Annotated in this window: 22 protein-coding genes; 17 read left to right on the top strand and 5 right to left on the bottom strand. The window is 70.0% G+C overall.

The window, feature by feature from the left end; genetic code table 11:
- Window positions 1-24: 24 nt before the first annotated feature.
- The 5 genes from DEJ00_RS00615 to DEJ00_RS00595 all read right to left on the bottom strand — a co-directional run bounded on the left by DEJ00_RS00615 (window position 25) and on the right by DEJ00_RS00595 (window position 4,879).
- Complete coding sequence (locus tag DEJ00_RS00615; RefSeq protein ID WP_071244286.1) at window positions 25-798, bottom strand: succinate dehydrogenase iron-sulfur subunit; 774 nt, start codon at window positions 796-798, stop codon at window positions 25-27.
- A 1-nt stretch (window position 799) separates the two neighbouring features.
- On the bottom strand, window positions 800-2,593 hold the full coding sequence (gene sdhA, locus DEJ00_RS00610) for a succinate dehydrogenase flavoprotein subunit (protein ID WP_027466445.1): 1,794 nt from the start codon (window positions 2,591-2,593) through the stop codon (window positions 800-802).
- Between the two features lie 49 nt (window positions 2,594-2,642).
- Window positions 2,643-3,089: a succinate dehydrogenase, hydrophobic membrane anchor protein gene (sdhD, locus tag DEJ00_RS00605; protein WP_027466446.1), complete on the bottom strand. Its 447-nt coding sequence runs from the start codon at window positions 3,087-3,089 to the stop codon at window positions 2,643-2,645.
- Window positions 3,090-3,100: 11 nt separating this feature from the next.
- Window positions 3,101-3,565: a succinate dehydrogenase, cytochrome b556 subunit gene (gene sdhC, locus DEJ00_RS00600; protein ID WP_111056114.1), complete on the bottom strand. Its 465-nt coding sequence runs from the start codon at window positions 3,563-3,565 to the stop codon at window positions 3,101-3,103.
- Window positions 3,566-3,643: 78 nt separating this feature from the next.
- The gene (locus tag DEJ00_RS00595; RefSeq protein ID WP_258373469.1) at window positions 3,644-4,879 is read right to left on the bottom strand and encodes a glycosyltransferase family 1 protein; all 1,236 of its coding nucleotides are present in this window, start codon (window positions 4,877-4,879) and stop codon (window positions 3,644-3,646) included.
- Window positions 4,880-5,033: 154 nt separating this feature from the next.
- Here DEJ00_RS00595 and DEJ00_RS00590 point away from each other — a divergent pair, with 154 nt between their 5' ends.
- The 17 genes from DEJ00_RS00590 to DEJ00_RS00515 all read left to right on the top strand — a co-directional run bounded on the left by DEJ00_RS00590 (window position 5,034) and on the right by DEJ00_RS00515 (window position 22,295).
- Window positions 5,034-6,149 (top strand): mannose-1-phosphate guanylyltransferase, encoded by a 1,116-nt coding sequence (locus DEJ00_RS00590; RefSeq protein WP_027466449.1) that lies wholly within the window; start codon window positions 5,034-5,036, stop codon window positions 6,147-6,149.
- Between the two features lie 72 nt (window positions 6,150-6,221).
- Window positions 6,222-8,144 carry an alpha/beta hydrolase gene (locus DEJ00_RS00585; protein WP_111056112.1) on the top strand — a complete coding sequence of 641 codons (1,923 nt, stop codon included), beginning with the start codon at window positions 6,222-6,224 and terminating at the stop codon, window positions 8,142-8,144.
- Window positions 8,145-8,169: 25 nt separating this feature from the next.
- Window positions 8,170-8,667: a hypothetical protein gene (locus DEJ00_RS00580; RefSeq protein WP_111022307.1), complete on the top strand. Its 498-nt coding sequence runs from the start codon at window positions 8,170-8,172 to the stop codon at window positions 8,665-8,667.
- Window positions 8,668-8,795: 128 nt separating this feature from the next.
- Complete coding sequence (locus DEJ00_RS00575; RefSeq protein ID WP_181440046.1) at window positions 8,796-9,008, top strand: hypothetical protein; 213 nt, start codon at window positions 8,796-8,798, stop codon at window positions 9,006-9,008.
- A gap of 12 nt (window positions 9,009-9,020) precedes the next feature.
- On the top strand, window positions 9,021-9,173 hold the full coding sequence (locus DEJ00_RS18365; protein ID WP_181440045.1) for a hypothetical protein: 153 nt from the start codon (window positions 9,021-9,023) through the stop codon (window positions 9,171-9,173).
- 234 nt (window positions 9,174-9,407) lie between these two features.
- The gene (locus tag DEJ00_RS00570) at window positions 9,408-10,472 is read left to right on the top strand and encodes a BMP family protein (RefSeq protein WP_027466452.1); all 1,065 of its coding nucleotides are present in this window, start codon (window positions 9,408-9,410) and stop codon (window positions 10,470-10,472) included.
- A gap of 141 nt (window positions 10,473-10,613) precedes the next feature.
- A complete protein-coding gene (locus DEJ00_RS00565) occupies window positions 10,614-12,134 on the top strand; it encodes an ABC transporter ATP-binding protein (protein WP_111056110.1) in 1,521 nt (506 codons plus the stop codon).
- Window positions 12,135-12,189: 55 nt separating this feature from the next.
- A complete protein-coding gene (locus tag DEJ00_RS00560; RefSeq protein ID WP_173034510.1) occupies window positions 12,190-13,557 on the top strand; it encodes an ABC transporter permease in 1,368 nt (455 codons plus the stop codon).
- Window positions 13,554-14,843 carry an ABC transporter permease gene (locus DEJ00_RS00555; RefSeq protein ID WP_111056109.1) on the top strand — a complete coding sequence of 430 codons (1,290 nt, stop codon included), beginning with the start codon at window positions 13,554-13,556 and terminating at the stop codon, window positions 14,841-14,843. Before DEJ00_RS00560 ends, DEJ00_RS00555 begins: the two co-directional genes overlap by 4 nt.
- 19 nt (window positions 14,844-14,862) lie before the next feature.
- Entirely contained in the window at window positions 14,863-15,345 is a 483-nt protein-coding gene (locus DEJ00_RS00550) for a cytidine deaminase (RefSeq protein WP_071244268.1), read from the top strand.
- A 1-nt stretch (window position 15,346) separates the two neighbouring features.
- On the top strand, window positions 15,347-16,645 hold the full coding sequence (locus DEJ00_RS00545) for a thymidine phosphorylase (RefSeq protein WP_111056108.1): 1,299 nt from the start codon (window positions 15,347-15,349) through the stop codon (window positions 16,643-16,645).
- A gap of 120 nt (window positions 16,646-16,765) precedes the next feature.
- Window positions 16,766-17,878 (top strand): adenosine deaminase, encoded by a 1,113-nt coding sequence (locus tag DEJ00_RS00540; protein ID WP_027466458.1) that lies wholly within the window; start codon window positions 16,766-16,768, stop codon window positions 17,876-17,878.
- Window positions 17,879-17,881: 3 nt separating this feature from the next.
- Window positions 17,882-18,328, top strand: a complete 447-nt coding sequence (locus DEJ00_RS00535) for a PTS sugar transporter subunit IIA (protein ID WP_027466459.1) — start codon at window positions 17,882-17,884, stop codon at window positions 18,326-18,328.
- A complete protein-coding gene (locus DEJ00_RS00530; protein WP_027466460.1) occupies window positions 18,325-18,603 on the top strand; it encodes a PTS sugar transporter subunit IIB in 279 nt (92 codons plus the stop codon). The genes DEJ00_RS00535 and DEJ00_RS00530 overlap by 4 nt, the downstream gene beginning before the upstream one ends.
- A 29-nt stretch (window positions 18,604-18,632) precedes the next feature.
- Window positions 18,633-19,475 carry a purine-nucleoside phosphorylase gene (locus DEJ00_RS00525; protein WP_111056107.1) on the top strand — a complete coding sequence of 281 codons (843 nt, stop codon included), beginning with the start codon at window positions 18,633-18,635 and terminating at the stop codon, window positions 19,473-19,475.
- Entirely contained in the window at window positions 19,472-21,136 is a 1,665-nt protein-coding gene (locus DEJ00_RS00520; protein WP_111056106.1) for a phospho-sugar mutase, read from the top strand. Before DEJ00_RS00525 ends, DEJ00_RS00520 begins: the two co-directional genes overlap by 4 nt.
- Window positions 21,137-21,341: 205 nt before the next feature.
- A complete protein-coding gene (locus DEJ00_RS00515) occupies window positions 21,342-22,295 on the top strand; it encodes a hypothetical protein (RefSeq protein WP_111056105.1) in 954 nt (317 codons plus the stop codon).
- Window positions 22,296-22,324 lie beyond the last annotated feature (29 nt).

Below are 22,324 nucleotides of genomic sequence, written 5' to 3'. Positions count from 1 at the left end.
GCTGGGCCTTGGACGGAGCCGGGACTACGCCCGGCCGCGCATGATCGCCTGCTTGACCTCGGAGATCGCCTTCGTCACCTGGATGCCACGGGGGCACGCGTCGGTGCAGTTGAAGGTCGTGCGGCAGCGCCAGACGCCTTCCTTGTCGTTGAGGATGTCGAGACGGACGTTCGCGGCGTCGTCGCGGGAGTCGAAGATGAACCGGTGTGCGTTCACGATCGCGGCGGGGCCGAAGTACTGCCCGTCGGTCCAGAACACCGGGCAGGACGACGTGCACGCGGCGCAGAGGATGCACTTCGTGGTGTCGTCGAAGCGGGCACGGTCGGCGACGGACTGCACGCGCTCCTTGCCGGGCGTCGGGGCCGACGAGGACTGCAGGAACGGCTGCACCTCGCGGTAGCTCTGGAAGAAGGGCTCCATGTCGACGACGAGGTCCTTCTCGAGCGGCAGGCCCTTGATCGCCTCGACGTAGATCGGCTTCGAGACGTCGAGGTCCTTGATGAGGGTCTTGCACGCCAGGCGGTTGCGGCCGTTGATGCGCATGGCGTCGGACCCGCAGACGCCGTGTGCGCACGAGCGTCGGAAGGTCAGGGACCCGTCCTGCTCCCACTTGATCTTGTGCAGGGCGTCGAGGATGCGGTCGGTCGGCAGCATCATGACGTCGAAGTCCTGCCAGCGCGGCTCGTCGTCGACGTCGGGATCGAAGCGACGGACGATGACCGTGACGGAGAAGGATCCGGGAGGAGCGTCCTGCACGGTGTCGGTGCGGGGTGCGTCGGAGACCAGGGTGTCGGTCATCTCAGTACTTCCTCTCCATCGGCTGGTACCGCGTGATGACGACGGGCTTCCAGTCGAGCGTGATGTGGTCGTCGGCGAGTGACGAGTGCGGGTCGCCCGTCAGGTACGCCATGGTGTGCTGCATGTAGTTCTCGTCGTCGCGCTTCGGGTAGTCGTCGCGCATGTGGCCGCCACGGCTCTCCTTGCGGTTGCGCGCGGAGTAGACGACGACCTCGGCCAGGTCGAGCAGGAACCCGAGCTCGACGGCCTCGAGCAGGTCGGTGTTGAACCGCTTGCCCTTGTCCTGCACGGAGACCTGCATGAAGCGGTTGCGGAGCGTGTGCAGGGTCTCGGTGACGCGGGCCAGCGACTCGTCCGTGCGGAACACCTGCGCGTTCTTGTCCATCTCCTCCTGCAGTTCCTTGCGGAGGGCGGAGACGCGCTCGGTGCCGGTCGAGGCACGGAGCTGGTCGAGCATGCCGCGGACTCCGGCCGCCGGGTCTTCCGGCAGTGGGAGGAACTCGGCGGTCTGGACCCACTCGGCAGCGTTGTTGCCCGAGCGCTTGCCGAAGACGTTGATGTCGAGCAGCGAGTTGGTGCCGAGGCGGTTGGAGCCGTGCACGGAGACGCAGGCGCACTCGCCGGCGGCGTACAGGCCCGGGACGACGGTGGTGTTGTCGTACAGGACCTCGGCCTTGACGTTCGTCGGGATCCCGCCCATCGCGTAGTGCGCGGTCGGCATCACGGGCACCGGCTCGACGACGGGGTCGACGCCGAGGTACGTGCGGGCGAACTCGGTGATGTCCGGCAGCTTCGTCTCGAGGACCTCGGCGCCCAGGTGCGTGCAGTCGAGCAGCACGTAGTCCTTGTTCGGTCCGGCCCCCCGGCCCTCGGCGACTTCCTGCACCATGCAGCGCGCGACGATGTCACGCGGTGCGAGGTCCTTGATGGTGGGGGCGTACCGCTCCATGAAGCGCTCACCCGAGGCGTTCCGGAGGATCGCGCCCTCGCCGCGGGCGCCCTCGGTCAGCAGGATGCCGAGCCCGGCGAGCCCGGTCGGGTGGAACTGGAAGAACTCCATGTCCTCGAGCGGCAGGCCCTTGCGCCACACGATGCCGACGCCGTCGCCGGTCAGGGTGTGCGCGTTCGAGGTGGTCTTGTACATCTTGCCGAACCCGCCGGTCGCGAAGATCATCGCCTTGGCGTGGAAGACGTGCAGCTCACCGGTCGCGAGCTCGAACGCGACGACGCCGGCCGGCTGCTGGCGGGTGACACCGTCGTCACCGACGACGTCGACCATGATGAGGTCGAGCGCGTAGAACTCGTTGTAGAACTCGACGCCGAGCTTCACGCAGTTCTGGAACAGCGTCTGCAGGATCATGTGCCCGGTGCGGTCTGCTGCGTAGCAGGCCCGTCGGACCGGGGACTTGCCGTGGTCGCGGGTGTGTCCACCGAAACGGCGCTGGTCGATCTTGCCCTCGGGCGTGCGGTTGAACGGCAGGCCCATGTTCTCGAGGTCGATGACGGCGTCGATCGCCTCTTTCGCCAGGATCTCGGCGGCGTCCTGGTCGACCAGGTAGTCGCCGCCCTTGATCGTGTCGAACGTGTGCCACTCCCACGAGTCCTCTTCGACGTTGGCGAGGGCCGCGGCCATCCCGCCCTGCGCCGCACCGGTGTGCGACCGGGTGGGGTAGAGCTTCGAGATGACGGCCGTCTTCGCCTTCGGGCCGGCTTCGATCGCGGCTCGCATGCCCGCGCCTCCGGCGCCGATGATGACGATGTCGAACTGGTGGTGGTGGACGGTGGTCTCGGTCACAGGGGTCTTTCCGTAGACGGTGGGAACGCGGGCAGCAACGGTGGTGGTGCTACTGCGCGGGGCAGAAGGACGGCAGGTCGGCGGCAGCGGCGCCGGCGGGGCACGGGTCGAAGGTCCAGCAGACGAGGAGCCCGAGCACGATCAGCACGACGCAGGCGGCCAGGATCGCGACGAGGAGGGTCTTGCGGATGCCGGGCTTCGACACGTAGTCGTTGACGATCGTGCGCATGCCGTTCGAGCCGTGGATGAGGGCGAGGACCAGCATGAGCGAGTCCCAGACCTGCCAGAAGGGGTTGGCCCACTTGCCGGCGACGAAGGCGAAGTCGATCTGCTTGACGCCCTCGCCCGCCACCATGTTGACGAAGAGGTGGCCGAAGATCAGCACGACGAGCAGCACGCCCGAGGCGCGCATGTAGATCCAGCCCCACTTCTCCCAGTTGGTGGTGCTGCGGGCGGCTGCGGCCGAGCGGGGAGGTTCGACGATCTGCGTGGTCATGTTCGTGCCCCTCAGTTGAAGTCCGCGACGAGGTTCATGAGCTGGCGGGGCAGGAAGCCCGCGATCGCCACCGCCCACAGGACCATGACGATCCAGAACATGGCCCGCTGGTACTTCGGGCCCTTCGACCAGAAGTCGATCAGGATGATCCGCAGGCCGTTGAAGGCGTGGAACACGATGGCCATGACGAGCGCGATCTCGCCGAGGTTCATGATCGGGGTCTTGTACGTGCCGATGACCGCGTTGTACGCCTCTGGGGAGAGCCGCACGAGCGCCGTGTCGAGGATGTGCACGAGCAGGAAGAAGTAGATCGCGACGCCGGTGATGCGGTGGAGAACCCACGACCACATCCCGATCGAACCGCGGTAGAGCGTGCCCTGTGGCGTCCGAGAAGCCCGTGGAGCATCGATACGCTCCCCATCGATACGTGCGTCGGGCACCGCGGTCGCCGTACCCCCGCCGGTGTGCTCAGCCATGAGCTCGTCCTTCCATAGGACGGGCTCGCCCGATCGGCGAGCCCTTGCCGTTCGTGTTCGTGTGGAACACGACCCATCCTATGCGCGGGCGCTGACCTTCTCGTCCCGACCGGCCCGGAGGCCCCGTCCGACGGGCGGCGCGCCGATGGTGCGGGCCGTGTCGTGGTGGTCGAGGAGCTGGTCGCCGACGGCCTCCCAGGTGGTTCCCTCGACCCGGAGTCGACCGGCGGAACCCATCCGCTCCGCCAGCGCGCGGTCGTGGTGCAGCCGCAGGACCGCGTGTCGCAGGGCCTGCGGGGCATCGGCGTCGTAGAGCTCGCCGTCGAGTCCCGGGGCCACCAGGTCGAGCGGGCCGCCGGACGCCGGCGCGATCACGGGCAGGCCGGAGGCGTGGGCCTCCTGCAGGGTCTGCCCGAAGGTCTCGGCCGGACCGGTGTGCACGAACAGGTCGAGCGCCGCGTACGCGTCGGCGAGGGCGTCGCCGCGCAGGGGGCCGGTGAAGGTGACGTCGAGGTGCCGGAGCCGACGTTCGAGCATCGCCCGCGACGGACCCCCTCCGGCCACGACGACCCGGATGCCGGGGACACCGCCGAGCTCGGCGAGCCGCTCGACCTCCTTCTCCGGGGCGAGGCGTCCGACGTAGCCGACGATGGTCTCACCGTTGGGGGCCAGGCGGCGGCGGAGTGCCCGGACGTGCCCGGTCGACCGACGCGCGGGGTGGAACAGCTCGGTGTCGACACCGCGACCCCAGCGGGCGACGCGGGGCACGCCCTCCTCGGCGAGCATCGCGGCCGTCGCGCTCGACGGGGCGAGCGTCAGCGAGGCCCCGGCGTGGATGCGTCCGAGGATCTTCCGCACCAACGGGACGGTCGCGGTCAGGCCGTTGCGGCGGGCGAACCCGGCCACGTCGGTCTGGAAGACGGCGATGGAGGGGATGCCGAGCCTCCCGGCTGCCGTGATCGCGCGCCCACCCAACAGGAACGGACTGGCGGCGTGGAGCACGTCGGCGCCGGAGGCGGCGAGGATCGTGTCGAGCACCGGGTGGGGGAGCGCCACCGGGAACTGGCGGTAGGCGACGGCGGGGATGCGGTGGACGTCGAAGGAGCGGTAGCGCTCGACGGCGCTGCGCGACCGGAACTGCGCGAGGCCGGGGGTGTCCGGGGCGATCACGACCGCGCGGTGACCCCGTCGTTCCAGGTGGTCGAGGACCGCCAGGACACTGGTGGTCACGCCGTTGAGGGTGGGCAGGAAGCTCTCGGTCACGACGGCGACGGTCCGGGGGGACGTGCCGCGCTCCACGCTGCGTGCGCTCATGGTGCTGCCCATGCTCCGGGCGTGACGTGACCCGGCGGGGCCGACGACGTGAACGGGACGCGCGCGCCGGGTGAACAACGCTGCGGGAGCCCGCATGCGGGAATCGTGCGGAGACCACCCAGGATCCGCCCGGTGGGACCGGTACGGTGAGCGCGTGGCTGACGCTCTCGAAGACTTCTACGCGATCATCCCCGCAGGGGGCATCGGATCGCGCCTGTGGCCGTTGTCGCGCGCGGACGCACCCAAGTTCCTGCACGACCTGACGGGTTCCGGCACCTCGCTGCTGCGGCAGACCTGGGACCGCCTGGCGCCGCTCGCCGGCGACCAGCGGATCATGGTCGTCACCGGCCGTGCGCACCGGGTCGCGGTGGAGTCGCAGCTGCCCGGCGTCGAGGACCACAACGTGGTGCTCGAGAGCGAGCCGAAGGACTCCACGGCCGCCATCGGCCTGGCCGCGGCGATCCTGGTGCGCCGCGAGCCCGACGTCGTCATCGGCTCGTTCGCCGCCGACCACGTCATCGGTGACGCACGCGGTTTCCGCCGCTCGGTCCGCGAAGCCGTCGCCGTCGCCCGCGCCGGCTACGTCACCACCATCGGCATCACCCCGACGGAACCCGCGATCGGCTTCGGCTACATCAACGCCGACACCGCCGGGCTCGACATCGAGGGCGCCCCGACCGCACACGCGGTGAAGTCCTTCGTCGAGAAGCCGGACCTCGACACCGCCCGCTCGTACGTCGAGCAGGGCAACTACCTCTGGAACGCCGGCATGTTCATCGCGCGCGCCGATGTGCTGCTCGCCGAGATCGGCCGGACGAAGCCGGAGCTGCTGGCGGGCATCAACGAACTCGCCGACGCCTGGGACACCTCGGCCCGCGGCGCCGTCGTCGACGCCGTCTGGCCGATGCTCGAGAAGATCGCGATCGACTACACGGTCGCCGAACCCGCCGCCGCAGCCGGACGCATGGCCGTCGTCCCCGGTGACTTCGACTGGGACGACGTGGGGGACTTCGCCTCCCTCGCCAAGCTGCAGTCCGGCGGTCGGCCGAACAACCTCGCCGTGCTCGGGGACGGTGCCCGCATCCTGGCGGACTCGTCGAGCGGCATCGTGATCTCGCACAGCCAGCGACTCATCTCGCTCATCGGCGTCGAGGACATCGTCGTCGTGGACACCCCGGATGCCCTGCTCGTCACCACCAGCGCGAACGCGCAGCGGGTGAAGGGTGTGGTGGATGCCCTGAAGATCAGCGGCCGAGGCGACGTCCTGTAGGTTCGAGCATCGGCCAGCCGGCCGGTGATGTTCCAGGTGTAGGGTCGCTGGGGAGCGACGTCGGGGGAGGACATGGCGGACATCGAGTTCGACGCGGGGGACGCGAAGGCGCTGTCGAAGGCGGCACGGTCGGCAGCCGACGCCCTGCGGGGCCAGAGTGGGACCCGCTCGGCGTCGGCTGAGGCGGCGCTCGCCGACTTCGCGGGGTCGTACGCGGATCGCTTCAACGACGCGGTTGTGATCGAGGCCGAGGACCGGGGCAGGCTTGTCGGCGTGCTGACCGACCTGGCGTCCGCCCTCGATCGCGCGGTTGAACTCGCCGAGCAGGAGCGCGAGCGTGTGCGGGCGCACGCCGCCTGGAAGCTCCGAGACGCCGACCGCCAGCGCGCCGCCAATGAGGCGTTGGCCGGACCGTTCTCCGGCGTCGCGATCGGGGTGTGGGACACGTTCGTGGACCGGGAACCCTCGGATGACCCACTTCGTCCACCCGTCGTCGACGCCGAGTTCCGTGGACGCGAGCGTGCGCGGTACGGGAACGGCGCGAGCGGGGGCAAGAGCTCCGCTGATCCGGCGGCGTTACGGGGCTTCGTGTCCGCTGTGGCGGGCCTCGACACCGCGGCGTCGGCGGAGGCAACGCGGGTGCGTTCGGCGTGGTCGTCGTTCCGGTCATCGTGCGCCTGGGTGCAGGTCGACCGTGGCAGCATGCCGGTCGGATTCGAGCGGTACGTGGCCGAGAACGACGAAGACACGTCCTGGATCACGAAGACTGCTCAGGCATTCGAAGATGCTGGTGGCGGCGGTGCGCTGTCCGACGCAGTGCTCGACATCGCAGCCATGGGGCGGGAGGCACCCGCTGTCCAGAGACTGCTGGCTGATCACCTGACGCCGGCCCAGGTCGCCGCGAGGTGGGCTTCGCTCGGTCTGACCAAGTCTGACGCCGACGCCCTCCGAGCGTTGCCGACGTCGGTGTTGTCCGAGCTCGGCAACCTGGAGGGCATCCCGTACTGGGCGCGGAGCACCGCCAACGTCGTGGTGCTGAACCAGCGGCTGGGCGACGTCGAGCTCGAGATCGAGACGCTGCAGGGCCGGGTCGCCTCCGCTGGGGAAGGCGCGAGCGCGATGGCTCGGCGGCTGGCGTCGCTTCAAGAAGAGATGAAGTCGTTGCGGAACATCAACGCGACGATGGCGAAGGCGGGCACGGACAGCCCTCGGTACCTGATCGCGCTCACCGACCACCAGCCGCCGTTGGCCGCCGTCTCGATCGGAGATCTCGACACGGCCGACTCCGTGACGTGGGCGGTACCCGGGATGGACACCACGACCGCGGACATGAGTTCGTGGACCTCGGCAGCGCAGAACATCTACGACCAGCAGTTGCGTCGTGGCGACCCTGCTGGTCGAGCGGTGATCGCCTGGATCGGGTATGACGCTCCGAACCCAGCGGACGTCTTGCTCATGGGGAAGGCCGAGCGGGGTGGCGAGAACCTCGCCGCGTCGATCCGAGGGCTGGACGCCGTGCGTGCTGGGCGGATGCCGGAGACGAACATCGTCGGGCACTCCTACGGCACGACAACAGCGGCGGTTGCCCTGTCGAAGAGGGGCGTCCACGTCGACCGGTTCGTGGCACTCGGTTCGGCGGGTTTGCCAGACGAGGTCACTTCGGCGAACGATCTGCACGCTGGACGCGTCTACGCGTCGCAGGCCAAGGATGCACCGGTGGGACAGACCGGCAAGGGCGACGAGTGGGCTTCCTTCGGACGAGACCACAGCGTCGGGCATCGCGTAGACCCCACATCGGAAGCCTTCGATGCGACGGTGTTCGGCGCCGACGGCACGACGACGAAGGGTGGCGAGAAGTTGAACTCGGTCCTGCATCACGACCCGCTGAACAGCGACCGACGGGGGTATCTCGACCGCGGCACCGAGACGCTGCACAACGTCGGACTCGCGATCAATGGTCGCGATGACGAACTGACTGCGGCCCGAGCCAGATGAACGCACGGAACGACTGAGGAGAACGATGATCGTCGCAACGCCCGTCCGGAGCGTGGCAGGGTGCGCTCTCGCATTCGTGATGGTGATCGCGGTGCTCGCCGGTTGCGCCCGGCACCCAGAGGAGAGGAAGGCGTACGTGGACCCTGACACCGCGAAACAGCAGATGATCGACGCCATCGACGACGTCACTGGACGTCTGGGCGGCGAGTGGAAGGCGCGAACTGGGCCCGACTACGCCGAGAGCTGCAGCTTGTCCGGCGGGGAGAAGGGGGCGCACTGGGTGTACCTCACCGGCCGGACTTCCAAGGTCGGTTCGGAGGACCCGGAACCGGACGCGAAGGAGACGCTCGACCGCTGGGAATCCCAGGGCATGGAAGTCGAGCGTTGGGCTGACCCCGACGGGCCCGCGATCGTCGGCCGCGGCGGTGGCTCGATCGACTCCATCAACCTGTACGCATTTCCGGGCCACTACACCGTTGAAGCCATCTCGCTCTGTTTCCCGGGTGACGCCGACAGCTTGTGACACACCGACGTGACGTGGGATGCGGCTTTGTCGGCTCCGTGCTCCTGGTCGGCATGCTGCTGGTGGGGCCGACCGGTTGCGCCGCGCAGAGGACCGGCACCGGTTCATCTGAGCGGGCGGAGCGCCAGGTGAGTGAGAACGCCGCGAAGCGACAGATGGTCGAAGCGGTCGATGACGCAACAGAGCGACTCGGCGGTGAATGGAAAGCACGCACCGGGCCGGACTACGCGGAAGGCTGCGTCCTCGCGGACGGCGAGCGAGGTGCACACTGGCGCTACCTCACCGGGAGCACGCTGGCCGGGCGACCCGATGCCGACGCCGCCCGGGTAACCGAGCACTAGGAACGTCAGGGGATGCGGGTCACCCAGCGTGATTCGAGCGACGGGCCCGCCATCTTCGGCGACGGCGCAGGGAAGGTCACCTCGATCAGCGTCTACGCCCACTCGGGGAACTACACCGTCCAGGCCGTCTCACTGTGCTTCCCGGGCGATGCCGACGAACTCTGACCTCCAGAGATCCGCCCCGCCGGCAGCGTCCTGTAGCGCTCCACCGACAAACCCCTCGAACTGGGGGTCTGCGTGCGACCCTGCGTTACGGGCGCGTTTCGGCGGGGTCGCGATCCCGTAACCGATCCGCAGGACCCCCGCAACGGGTCCTGTACCGGCCCGACGGTCGTGTACTGTCGCCACGATCGCCCGGAACGCACGTGGTCCGGGCACGCTCCCCGGAGGAACCAACCCGTGACATCTCGTACCCGACAGGTCGTCCTCAGCGGCCTCGCGCTCGCCGGCACCGTCGCCGTCCTGGCCGGCTGCGCCTCGGCGCCGTCCACCACCGACTCGGCGAAGAAGACCGACTTCCGCCCCTGCATGGTCTCCGACGCCGGTGGGTTCGACGACAAGTCGTTCAACCAGCTCGGCTACGAGGGCATGAAGGACGCCGCCAAGGACCTCGGCGCCACCTACAAGGAGGCCGAGTCGAAGGACGCCACCGTCTACGACTCGAACATCGAGCAGCTCATCGGCCAGAACTGCAACCTCGTCGTGACCGTCGGCTTCAACCTGGCCGACGCCACGAAGAAGCAGGCCGCTGCGAACCCCGACACCGACTTCGCGATCATCGACGACAACTCGATCGACGCGAAGAACGTCAAGCCGATCACGTTCGACACCTCGCAGGCGGCGTTCCTCGCCGGCTACGCGGCGGCGTCCTACTCGAAGACCGGCGTCGTCGGCACCTTCGGTGGCATGCAGATCCCGACCGTCACCATCTTCATGGACGGCTTCGCGGACGGCGTGAAGTACTACAACGAGCAGAAGGACAAGGACGTCAAGGTCGTCGGCTGGAACGTCGACACCGGCAAGGGCTCCTTCACCGGTGGCTTCGAAGCCGGCACGCAGGCCAAGTCGGTCGCGCAGACGCTCCTCGACCAGGACGCCGACGTGATCCTGCCCGTCGGTGGCCCGATCTACCAGTCCGCCGCCGAGGCCATCAAGGACGCCGACAACGGCTCCGTCCTGATCGGTGCGGACAGCGACCTCTACGAGGCCGACCCCCGCTACAAGGACATCGCCTTCACCTCGGTCGAGAAGGGCATGCGCCCGGCCGTGAAGGACGTCGTCGAGCAGGCGGCTGACGACAAGTTCTCGAAGGACCCGTACGTGGGCACCCTCGAGAACGACGGCGTCGGCATCGCGCCGTTCCACGACTTCGAGTCCAAGGTCGACAAGGGCCTGCAGGGCGAGCTCGACGACGTGAAGGCCGGCATCATCGACGGCTCGATCAAGGTCAAGACCCAGTCCTGACCCGGTGAACGCGGGCGGGGGAGCATCCCTCGCCCGCGTTCTCGTGCGCCCGGGTGGCGCACACCACATCGTGCATCCGCGGGGTGCACGCGACACCGTGCGCCCGCGTGGCGCGCGCGAGACAGAAATAGACTCCCGAACATGAAGCTCGAACTCCGCGGCATCACCAAGCGGTTCGGCGCCCTGGTCGCCAACGACCACATCTCGCTCACCGTCGAGCCGGGTGAGGTCCACTGCCTCCTGGGTGAGAACGGCGCCGGCAAGTCCACCCTGATGAACGTCCTGTACGGCCTGTACGACGCCGACGAGGGCGAGATCCTGCTCGACGACGTGGTGCAGGACTTCGACGGCCCCGGTGACGCCATGCGCGCCGGCATCGGCATGGTGCACCAGCACTTCATGCTCGTGCCCGTGTTCACCGTCGCCGAGAACGTCATGCTGGGCCAGGAGCAGACCAGCTTCGGCGGGCGGCTCGACCTGGCCGGTGCCCGCAAGCGTGTGCAGGAGATCTCCGACCGCTTCGGGTTCGACGTCGACCCCGACGCCAAGGTCGAGGACCTGCCCGTCGGCGTGCAGCAGCGCGTCGAGATCATCAAGGCGCTGTCCCGCGACGCCTCCGTGCTGGTGTTCGACGAACCGACGGCCGTCCTCACCCCGCAGGAGACCGACGAGCTGATGGGCATCATGCGCCAGCTCCGCGAAGCCGGCACCGCGATCGTCTTCATCACCCACAAGCTCCGCGAGGTGCGCGAGGTCGCCGACCGCATCACGGTCATCCGTCTCGGCAAGGTCGTCGGCGAAGCCTCGCCGACCGCCACCAACAACGAGCTGGCCGCGCTGATGGTCGGCCGTGCCGTCTCGCTCGTGGTCGACAAGGAACCCTCGACCGGTGGCGACGACGCCCTGGTCGTCGAGCACCTCACCGTCACCGACCCGTCCGGCATCGTGCTCGTCGACGACGTCTCCTTCACGGTGCGTCGCGGCGAGGTCCTGGCGATCGCCGGGGTGCAGGGCAACGGCCAGACCGAGCTCACCGAGGCGATCATCGGCCTCGAGCCCGCCCATGCCGGCCGGATCACCCTGGACGGCAAGGAGCTCACCGGCCGGAGCGTCAAGCAGGTGCTCGACGCGGGCGTCGGCTTCGTCCCCGAGGACCGCAAGGAGGACGGCCTGGTCGGCGAGTTCACCATCGCCGAGAACCTGATGCTCGACCGGGCCGACCACGCCGAGTTCGTCCGCGCCGGCACGATCCGGTCGGCGGAACGCGACGCCTTCGCCGACGAGAAGATCGCCGAGTTCGACATCCGCACCCCCGGCCGCACCACCGCGGCCGGTCGGCTGTCCGGCGGGAACCAGCAGAAGATCGTCCTGGCGCGCGAACTGAGCCGTGAACTGCGGCTGTTCGTCGCCGCGCAGCCCACCCGCGGCATCGACGTGGGCTCGATCGAGTTCGTCCACAAGCGCATCGTCGCCACCCGCGACACCGGGGTGCCGGTCATCGTCGTCTCCACCGAGCTCGACGAGGTCGTCGCCCTGGCCGACCGCATCGCCGTGATGTACCGCGGCGGCATCGTCGGCATCGTCCCCGCGACCACCCCCCGCGACGTCCTCGGCCTCATGATGGCCGGGGAGATCCCCGAAGGAACGGAGCTGGCCGCATGACCGGTTCGGCCGGCGAGATCCACGCCACACCCACGACCGGAACGGAGCTGGCAGCGTGACCACCCCACCGCCAGACAACACGCAGCAGCCGACCCCGGCTGCGCACGGCACCGCGGACGCCCCGCTCACCGACGACCGTCTGCAGGAGGTCGAGTCGACCCCGCACCTGATGACGGACTCGGCAGAGGACACCGAGCGCCGCAACGGCGCCGGTGGTGACCGCTGGCAGGCCGCCCTGCAGGGGATCCTGAACGGCTCCGTGCTCGTCACGGTGCTCGCCGTCGTCCTCGCGCTGGTCGCCTGCGGCATCCTCATCGCCGTGACGGACGAGAACGTCCGTGCCACCGCCGGGTACTTCTTCGCCCGCCCGACGGACATGCTCCAGGCGGTCGGCACCGCGGTCGGCGGCGCGTACGCCTCGCTGTTCCAGGGCTCGGTGTTCAACTTCGGCGCGGACTCGTTCCAGCAGGCGATCGGGCCCCTCACGCGCTCCGTCGACTACTCGGTGCCGCTCATCGCCGCCGGACTCGGGATCGCGCTCTCGTTCCGCGCCGGGCTGTTCAACATCGGCGGCCAGGGGCAGATCCTGATGGGCGCTGCTGCCGCCGGGTGGGTCGGGTTCTCGTTCGACGGGCCCGCCGCGATCCACATCCCGCTCACGATCCTCGCCGGCATCGTCGGCGGCGCGGTCTGGGGTGGCATCGTCGGGGTGCTCAAGGCCCGGACGGGTGCGAACGAGGTGGTCGTCACGATCATGCTCAACTACGTCGCGCTCTACCTGGTCAGCTACCTGCTCCGCACCCCCGGCCTGCTGCAGGCCCCGGGCAGCAGCAACCCGATCTCGCCCGCCACGAAGGAGAGCGCCCTGCTGCCGCAGCTCTTCGGCGTGCGGTACGGCGTGGACCTCGGGTTCATCGTCGCGATCATCGCGGTCGTCGTCGTCTGGTGGCTCGTCAACAAGTCGTCGCTCGGCTTCCGGTTCCGCACCATCGGTGAGAACCCCCGTGCCGCCCGCGTGGCCGGCATGAGCGTCCCGTCGCTGACCATCTGGGTGATGCTGATCTCCGGTGCCCTGGTCGGCATCGCCGGCGCCTACCAGGTGCAGGGCGCCGTCACCTCGGGCTTCACCTCGGGCATCGACGCCGGCATCGGCTTCGACGCCATCACCGTGGCCCTGCTCGGCCGCTCCAAGCCCTGGGGCGTCTTCTGGGCGGCCATCCTGTTCGGCGTGCTGAAGAACGGTGGCTACGCCATGCAGGCCGCCAACGGCATCCCGATCGACATCGTCGGGGTCATCCAGGCCCTCATCGTCCTCTTCATCGCGGCGCCGCCGCTCGTCCGCGCGATCTTCCGGATCCCGCAGCCGGGTGCACGCAAGCGCACGAAGACGAGCAAGACCAGCAAGAAGGCGGTCGCCGCATGAGCACCATCAGCCCCACCGCGGCCCCCGCGTCGCCGCTCGCGGACCGTCCGGTCGAGACCACCAGGAGCTGGAAGCTCCCGATCGGGTACGGCGTGTTCACGCTCATCGCGATCGTGCTGTTCGGCCTGCTGCCGCGTTCCGGTACCACCACGTTCCGCCTCGCGAACGCCGGTGACTTCTTCGCGCTGCCGAACGTCCCGCTGCCCGCGCTCGGGACGGGCATCGTCGTCATCGTCCTGCTCGCGATCCTGACCGTGTACGCGTTCATCGAGACGCGGGCACTCCGCCGGGTCCCGCTGTGGGTCACGTCGGTGTTCGCAGTCGTCTTCGTCATCGGGTTCCTGACCTGGGCCGCGGCCGGTTCGTCCCTGCCGATCCCCGGCCTGCTGCTCGGCGCGCTGAGCCTGAGCGTCCCGCTCGTGTTCGGTGCCCTCGGCGGCGTCATCTCCGAGCGGGTCGGCGTGGTGAACATCGCGATCGAGGGCCAGTTCCTCGCCGGTGCGTTCAGCTCCGCGATGGTCGCGTCGATCACCGGGTCGCCCTGGGTCGGCCTCGTCGCCGCGCTCGTCGCCGGCATGCTCGTGTCGTTCGTCCTCGCGGCGTTCAGCATCAAGTACCTGGTCGACCAGGTCATCGTCGGTGTCGTCATCAACGCGTTCATCTCCGGCCTGACCGGCTTCCTGTACTCGCAGGTGCTCTCCCCGAACGAGGAGACCCTGAACATCGGCATCCGGTTCCCGAAGGTCGAGATCCCGCTGCTGCACCAGATCCCGGTCATCGGTCCGGTGTTCTTCGAGCAGACGGTCGTCGTCTACCTGGCCTACATCGCCGTGGCGGTCGTCACCTTCGGCCTGTTCAAGACCCGCTGGGGCCTGCGCCTCCGCGCGGTCGGCGAGCACCCGCAGGCCGCCGACACGGTGGGCATCAACGTCACGAGCACCCGGTTCTGGAACGTCTCCCTCGCCGGTGCGATCGCCGGTCTCGGTGGGGCGTACTTCACCCTCGACGCGGTCGGGCCGTTCACGAAGGACATGACCGCGGGCGCCGGCTACATCGCGCTGGCCGCCGTCATCTTCGGCCGGTGGGACCCCATCAAGGCGACGCTCGCGGCGCTGCTGTTCGGCTTCGCGTCGAACCTGCAGAACACGCTCGGAGCGATCGACTCACCCGTGCCCAGCGAGTTCCTGCTGATGCTGCCGTACGTGGTGACGATCTTCGCCGTGGCCGGCCTGGTCGGGCAGTCGCGCGGCCCCGCCGCGTCCGGCAAGCCCTACATCAAGAGCTGACGGCCTGGAGGCACGACACATGACCGACACGCAGCAACCAGGTGACCAGGCGGTCACCGCCACCGATCCGACGGACGCCGCCACGGGCCTCCCGGTCGACGACGTGGACTGGGGCGTCCTGCGGGACGCCGCCACGGCCGCGATGCGGCGCGCCTACGCGCCGTACTCGTCGTTCCCGGTGGGCGCCGCGGCGCTCACCGACGACGGCCGGATCGTCTCCGGCTGCAACATCGAGAACGCGAGCTACGGGGTGACGCTCTGCGCGGAGTGTTCCCTCGTTTCGCAGCTGCACATGACCGGCGGCGGCAAGCTCGTCGCGTTCACGTGCGTCGACGGCGACGGGGCGACCCTGATGCCGTGCGGCCGCTGCCGCCAGCTGCTGTTCGAGCACTCGACCGAGGGCATGCTCCTCGAGACGCTCTCCGGCATCCGCACCATCGACGAGGTCCTGCCGGACGCCTTCGGGCCGCGCACCCTCGCCACGTACCAGCAGGAGCACTGACATGGCCGTCGAGCCGTTCGACACCGTCGACCTCATCCGCACGAAGCGCTCCGGCGGCGCCCTGAGCACCGCCGAGGTCGACTGGCTCGTCGACGCGTACACCCGCGGCTACGTCGAGGACCCGCAGATGGCCGCGATGGCGATGGCGATCTTCCTGAACGGGATGGAGCGGCGCGAGATCAAGGACCTCACGCTCGCGATGATCGCGTCGGGGGAGCGGATGTCGTTCTCGTCGCTCGGCAAGACGACGGTCGACAAGCACTCCACGGGCGGGGTCGGCGACAAGATCACCCTGCCGCTGGCACCCCTGGTGGCGTCGTTCGGCGTCGCGGTGCCGCAGCTGTCCGGCCGCGGGCTCGGCCACACCGGCGGCACGCTCGACAAGCTCGAGTCGATCCCCGGGTGGCAGGCGTCCATCTCGAACGACCGCATGATGCAGGTGCTGGAGGACGTCGGCGCGGTCATCTGCGCCGCCGGGTCCGGCCTGGCCCCCGCGGACAAGAAGCTCTACGCGCTCCGCGACATCACCGGCACGGTCGAGTGCATCCCGCTCATCGCGTCGAGCATCATGTCGAAGAAGATCGCCGAGGGCACCGGTGCGCTCGTGCTCGACGTCAAGTTCGGGTCCGGCGCGTTCATGCCGACCTACGAGGCGTCCAGGGAGCTCGCGCAGACCATGGTCGACCTCGGCAACGACGCCGGGGTCGCGACCTCGGCGCTGCTGACCGACATGGAGGTCCCGCTCGGGCTGACGATCGGCAACGCGCTCGAGGTGCGGGAGTCGGTCGAGGTGCTCGCCGGCGGTGGCCCCGCCGACGTCGTCGAGCTGACCGTGGCGCTCGCGACCGAGATGCTCACGCTGGCCGGACTGCCCGACGCCGACCCCGCAGCGGCGCTCGCGGACGGCCGCGCCATGGACACCTGGCGTCGGATGATCGAGGCGCAGGGCGGGGACCCGTCCGCCGCGTTGCCCGTGGCCCGCGAACAGCACGTCGTCACCGCTCCGACGTCGGGGGTCCTCACGCAGCAGGACGCACTGCCGTTCGGGGTCTCGGCCCGGCGGCTCGGGGCCGGTCGTGCCCGCGCGCAGGACCCGGTGCAGGCCGGTGCGGGCATCGAGCTCCACGTCAAGCCGGGGGACACCGTGACCGAGGGCCAGCCGCTCTGGACGCTCCACTCCGACGACGCGTCGCGGATCCCGCGCGCACTCGAGTCGCTCGAGGGTGCGTGGACCATCGGCCCGGCGGGCTCCGCTGCCACGGCACGTGGGCCGATCGTGCGCGAGCGCATCGGGTCCTGAGCCCGGCCACCCGACCGACCGGAGGCTCCCTGCACAGCTGTGGGGAGCCTCCAGTGTCTTCCGTTGTGGGTTGTGCACAGGTGCCTGCGCGGCGGCGGTGACCACCGATAGCCTGGGGGCATGAGCGCCGACGCCCCGACCTACCGCCTGCCCGACGCCGGGGCGGTCATCAACGACCTGCCGAAGGTCTCGCTGCACGACCACCTCGACGGCGGCCTGCGTCCCGCGACCATCATCGAGCTCGCAGCGTCGGCGGGTGTCACGCTCCCCACCACCGACCCGGCCGAGCTCGGGCAGTGGTTCGCCGACCAGTCGAACTCCGGCTCCCTGGTCGAGTACCTGAAGACGTTCGACGTCACCACGTCGGTGATGCAGACCGCGCCGCAGCTCACCCGGATCGCCCGCGAGTTCGTCGAGGACCTGGTCGCCGACGGCGTCGTCTACGGCGAGGTCCGCTGGGCGCCGGAGCAGCACCTGCAGGGCGGACTGACCCTCGACCAGACGGTCGAGGCGGTACAGGCCGGCATCGAGGAAGCCGTCGACGCCGCCGGTGGGCGCATCCGCGTCGGCCAGCTCGTCACCGCGATGCGGCACGCCGACCGGTCGCTCGAGATCGCCGAGCTCGCCGTCCGGCACCGTGACGCCGGGGTCGTCGGCTTCGACATCGCCGGTGCCGAAGCCGGGTTCCCCGCCTCGAACCACCGCGCCGCCTTCGACTACCTGGCGTCCGAACTGTTCCCCGTCACCGTGCACGCGGGCGAGGCCGACGGGCTCGCGTCCATCCGGTCCGCGCTCGTCGACGGCCGGGCGCTCCGCCTCGGGCACGGCGTCCGCATCTTCGAGGACGTCGCCCTGTCCGATGCCGGGGACGGCTCGACGCTGGCCTCCCTGGGCGAGGTCGCCTCGTGGGTCCGTGACCGCGAGATCCCGCTCGAGGTCTCGCCGTCGTCGAACCTGCAGACCGGTGCGATCGCGGCGTGGGGCGACGACCTCGCCGACCACCCGTTCGACGTGCTCTACCAGCTCGGCTTCCGCGTCACGGTGAACACCGACAACCGCCTGATGAGCGGGACCTCGCTGTCGAAGGAGCTCGCGCTGCTCGCCGGCACGTTCGGCTACGACCTCGACGACCTGGCCGCGTTCCAGATCAACGCCGCGCTCGGGTCGTTCCTGCCGCTCGAGGACCGCGAGGAGATCATCGCCACCATCACGGCCGGGTACCAGGAGGCCTGACGCATGGGACTGCCACCGCTGCCGGACACCGCCGTCCTCCTCGGTGCGGACGCGCCCGCATGGCGTGACGCGATGCGCCTGGTCGGCGGTGCGCTCGTCGCCTCGGGCGCCACCACCGACGAGTACACCGACGCCATGATCGGGATGGTCGAGGAGCACGGGCCGTACATCGTCATCTCGCCGGGGCTCGCGTTCGCGCACGCCCGGCCGGGTGGTGCCGTCGTGCGGGACGGACTCGCCATCGTGACGCTGGCTGCTCCGGTGGCGTTCGGCCACCCGCATAACGACCCCGTCCGTGTGGTGCTCGGGCTCGCGGTGGCCGAGGTCGGCACCCACCTGGAGTCGATCGGCGAGATCGCGAACCTGTTCAACGACGCCACCGTGACCGGGCGGATCGCGGCGGCGACCACGGCGGACGAGGTCCGCACGATCATGGGGGTCTCCGCGTGAAGATCGTGACCATCTGCGGCGCCGGCATCGGGTCGAGCGGCATCCTCAAGGTGAACGCCGAGAAGGCACTCGACGCCCTCGGGCTCTCCGCGTCCGTCGTCGCAGCGGACGTCGCGTCCGTGCGGGACGTCTCCGACGACGCCAACGTGATCCTGACGAGTCAGGAGTTCGTCGAGGCGATCGGCGACACCTACGCCGAGGTCATCGTCATCGCGAACCACTTCGACCAGGGCGAGATCACGGCGGCGGTGGACCGGGCGCTCGGCGAGCACTGAGCGTGCAGTCCGCCCTTTAGAGTTGGGGCATGAGCACCGAGAACCCGCTGAACGACCCCGCTGCCGACCCGTTCGAGGTCGCGCGGGACGCCGCAGCCGCCATCGCCGAACAGTCCGGCATCGAGCGGCACGACATCGCACTGACCCTCGGCTCGGGCTGGGGCAAGGCCGCCGACATCATCGGTGAGACCGTGTCCGAGATCCCGGCCGAGCAGGTCCCCGGGTTCAGCGCCTCGGCCGTCCCCGGACACTCCGGCACGATCCGGTCGATCCGCCTCGACGACGGCCGCCACGCGCTCGTCATCGGTGCCCGCACCCACTACTACGAGGGCCACGGGGTCCGTCGGGTCGTGCACAGCGTCCGCACGGCCGCGGCGACCGGTGCCTCGATCATGGTGCTCACCAACGGTGCCGGCGGCATCAAGGAGCACTGGACCCCGGGCACGCCGGTGCTCATCAGCGACCACATCAACCTGACCGCGGACAGCCCGCTCGAGGGCGCGACGTTCATCGACCTCACCGACCTGTACTCGGCGCGGCTGCGCGAGCTGGCCCGGACGGTCGACCCGTCGCTCGACGAGGGTGTCTACACGCAGTTCCGCGGCCCGCACTACGAGACCCCGGCCGAGGTCCAGATGGCGAAGACCATCGGCGGGCACATCGTCGGCATGTCCACGGCGCTCGAGGCCATCGCCGCCCGTCAGGCCGGCATGGAGGTCCTCGGGTTCTCGCTCATCACGAACCTCGCCGCGGGCATCCAGAAGACCCCGTTGTCGCACACCGAGGTGCTCGAGGCCGGCAAGCAGGCCGAGCCGGTGATCGCCGACCTGCTCGCACGCGTGGTCGCCGCACTCGGGCAGCCGGCATCGTGAAGCTCGACCTCGACCAGGTGCTCGGCACCGCGCGGGCGTGGCTGGCGCAGGACCCCGACCCGGAGACCCGCGACGAGCTGGCCGCGGCGATCGACGCGGCGGCCGACGGTGATGGTCCCGCTGTCCGGGCGCTCGCCGAGCGGTTCGACGGCCGGCTGCAGTTCGGCACCGCCGGACTCCGCGCGGAGCTCGGCTGGGGCCCGCTGCGCATGAACCGGGTCGTCGTGACCCAGGCTGCTGCGGGGCTCGCACGGTTCCTCATCGACACCGGGCGCTCGCGCAGCGTCGTGATCGGGTACGACGGCCGGGTGAACTCGGACGTCTTCGCACGTGATTCGGCCGAGGTCATGCGCGGCCTCGGGCTCGAGGTCACCCTGCTGCCCTCGGCCCTGCCGACGCCGGTGCTCGCGTTCGCCGTCCGGCACCTCGACGTCGGGGCCGGCGTCATGGTCACGGCGAGCCACAACCCGCCGCGGGACAACGGGTACAAGGTCTACCTCGGTCAGGACGACGACGGCTCGCAGATCGTCCCGCCCGTCGACGGCGAGATCGCGGACGCCATCGACGCCGTCGCCGCAGGGGCCGTCTCGGACCTGCCGCGCGGCACGGACTACACCGTGGCGACGTCGGCCCTGGTCGACGCCTACGTGGCCGCCACGGCAGCGATCGTGCCCGCTCCCGCACTCGCGGGCGATGCGCAGCCGAAGGTCGTCTACACGGCCATGCACGGCGTCGGGTGGGAGACCGCTCGTGCGGTGTTCGCGGCGGCCGGGTTCGCCGAGCCGGCGGTCGTGCCGGAGCAGATCGAGCCGGACGGTGCGTTCCCGACGGTGTCGTTCCCGAACCCCGAAGAGCCCGGCGCGATGGACCTGGCGATCGCCCGCGGTCTCGCCGTCGGCGCCGACCTGGTGATCGCGAACGACCCCGACGCCGACCGGCTCGCACTCGCGATCCCGGACGGATCCGGTTCCTACCGTCGACTGTCGGGCAACGAGGTCGGCTGGCTGCTCGGGTGGCGGGCCGCCGCACGGGCTTCGGAGTCCGGCGCGACCGGCGCCCTCGCCGCGTCGATCGTCTCGTCGCCGGCGTTGGCCCGGGTGGCCGCGCGCCACGGGCTGGAGTACCGCGACACCCTGACCGGCTTCAAGTGGGTGTCGCGGGTGCCCGAGCTGCTGTTCGGGTACGAAGAGGCCCTGGGCTACCTGGTCGACCCGTCGGTCGTGCGCGACAAGGACGGCATCTCGGCTGCGCTGGAGCTGCTGTCCCTCGCCGACGAGCTCGCCGCGTCGGGCTCGACCATCGCCGACCACCTCGAGGCGTTCGCCGCCGAGTTCGGCGCGTTCGCCTCGGGGCAGGTCGCGACCCGCGTCGACGACCTGTCGCGCATCGGCGAGATCATGGCGTCGCTCCGGGCCACGCCGCCGACGGAGCTCGGCGGACTGTCCGTGCAGACGGTGACGGACTACGCCGACGGGGTGGCGGGCTTCCCGCCCTCGGACATCCTGCGCTACGACCTGTCCGGCGACGCCCGGGTGATCGTCCGCCCGAGCGGCACCGAGCCCAAGGTGAAGGTCTACATCGACACGGTCGCGGACACCCCCGCCGAGGCCCAGCGCCTGGTCGACGCCCTCGCCGCCGCGGTGCGCCCCCTGGTGTCGTAGGGGCACCGGTCCGCAAAACACCGGTGTTCCGGCCCGTCGCACAACCAAAGTGACCTCGAACCGCTCCCGCGCGCGGTTCGACGTCACTTTGGTTGTGCGCGGTGCTGCGATGCCGAGTTCTCCCCAGCCAGTCCCGACGCGTGCTCCGTGCACATGTTCGTCGAGGAGCCCTCGGAGGGCAGCACGCCTGCGTCACGATGCCCGCATGACACGACTCACGATCATGCGCGGAGGATCGGCGGACACCAGCGGCCGGACCGGGCGGGTCCACCGCCAGCAATCCGACACGGGGCGCCTCGTCCGACTGACTCCCGGCCGCTTCGTCGACGCCGACGACTGGCGCCGCGCGACGCCCGGGGAACGGCACATCGCACGGGTCAAGGCCGTGCACGACCGGATCGCCGATCGGCTCGTGGTCTCGCACGCCTCGGCGGCCGCGCTCCACGGTCTGCCCTGGCGCGGTGAGTTCCCCGAGGTGGTCGAGGTGATCGATCCGCACCGGACGACGTCCCAGTCGCTCACCCACGTCCGGAAACGCCCGGGCAAGGGACGCGAACTGCGGACCCGGACGATGGTCACGAACGGGCGGCGACTGACGGACATGGTGAGCACGGTCGCTGACCTGGCGATCTCCTACGAGCTCCGGATCGCGGTACCGGCCATCGACGTCGCCCTGCAGTGCGGCGTCACCGAACAGGAGATCCGCGACGAACTCGAGCGACGCAGCGCGGTGCACGGACGGCACCGGGCACAGGTGGCGCTCGACCTAGCGGACGCCGCCAGTGGTTCACCGGGCGAATCCGTCGCCCGTGTGGCGCTCGACGAAGTCGGAGCTCCTCGGCCCGTCCTGCAGCAGGTCTTCCACGACAGTGCGGGGTTCATCGGCCGGGTCGACTTCTGGTTCCCCGAGCAGGGTGTGGTCCTCGAGTTCGACGGGCGGTCGAAGTACGTCGATCCGGCGCTCCGGGCAGCGGGCCGCTCGGCGGCCGACGTCGTGGTGGACGAGAAACGGCGGGAAGACCGGCTCCGGCGTCATCCCGAGGTCCGGGGCGTCGGGCGGTTCGGCTGGGCCGAGGCGAACGATGCCGAGTCGTTGCGGGCCGTCTTGCACGCCGTCGGGCTGCCGACGAGCATCCGTGCCTTCCACCATCTCCGATGACCGCGCCCGTGAGATCCCGTGGCACAACC

The sequence above is a fragment of the Curtobacterium sp. MCLR17_039 genome, assembly GCF_003234745.1.
In the GTDB taxonomy this organism is placed as follows: domain Bacteria; phylum Actinomycetota; class Actinomycetes; order Actinomycetales; family Microbacteriaceae; genus Curtobacterium; species Curtobacterium flaccumfaciens.
Note: the sequence above shows the minus strand (reverse complement) of the source record. Positions and strands in the feature narration are given on the sequence as shown.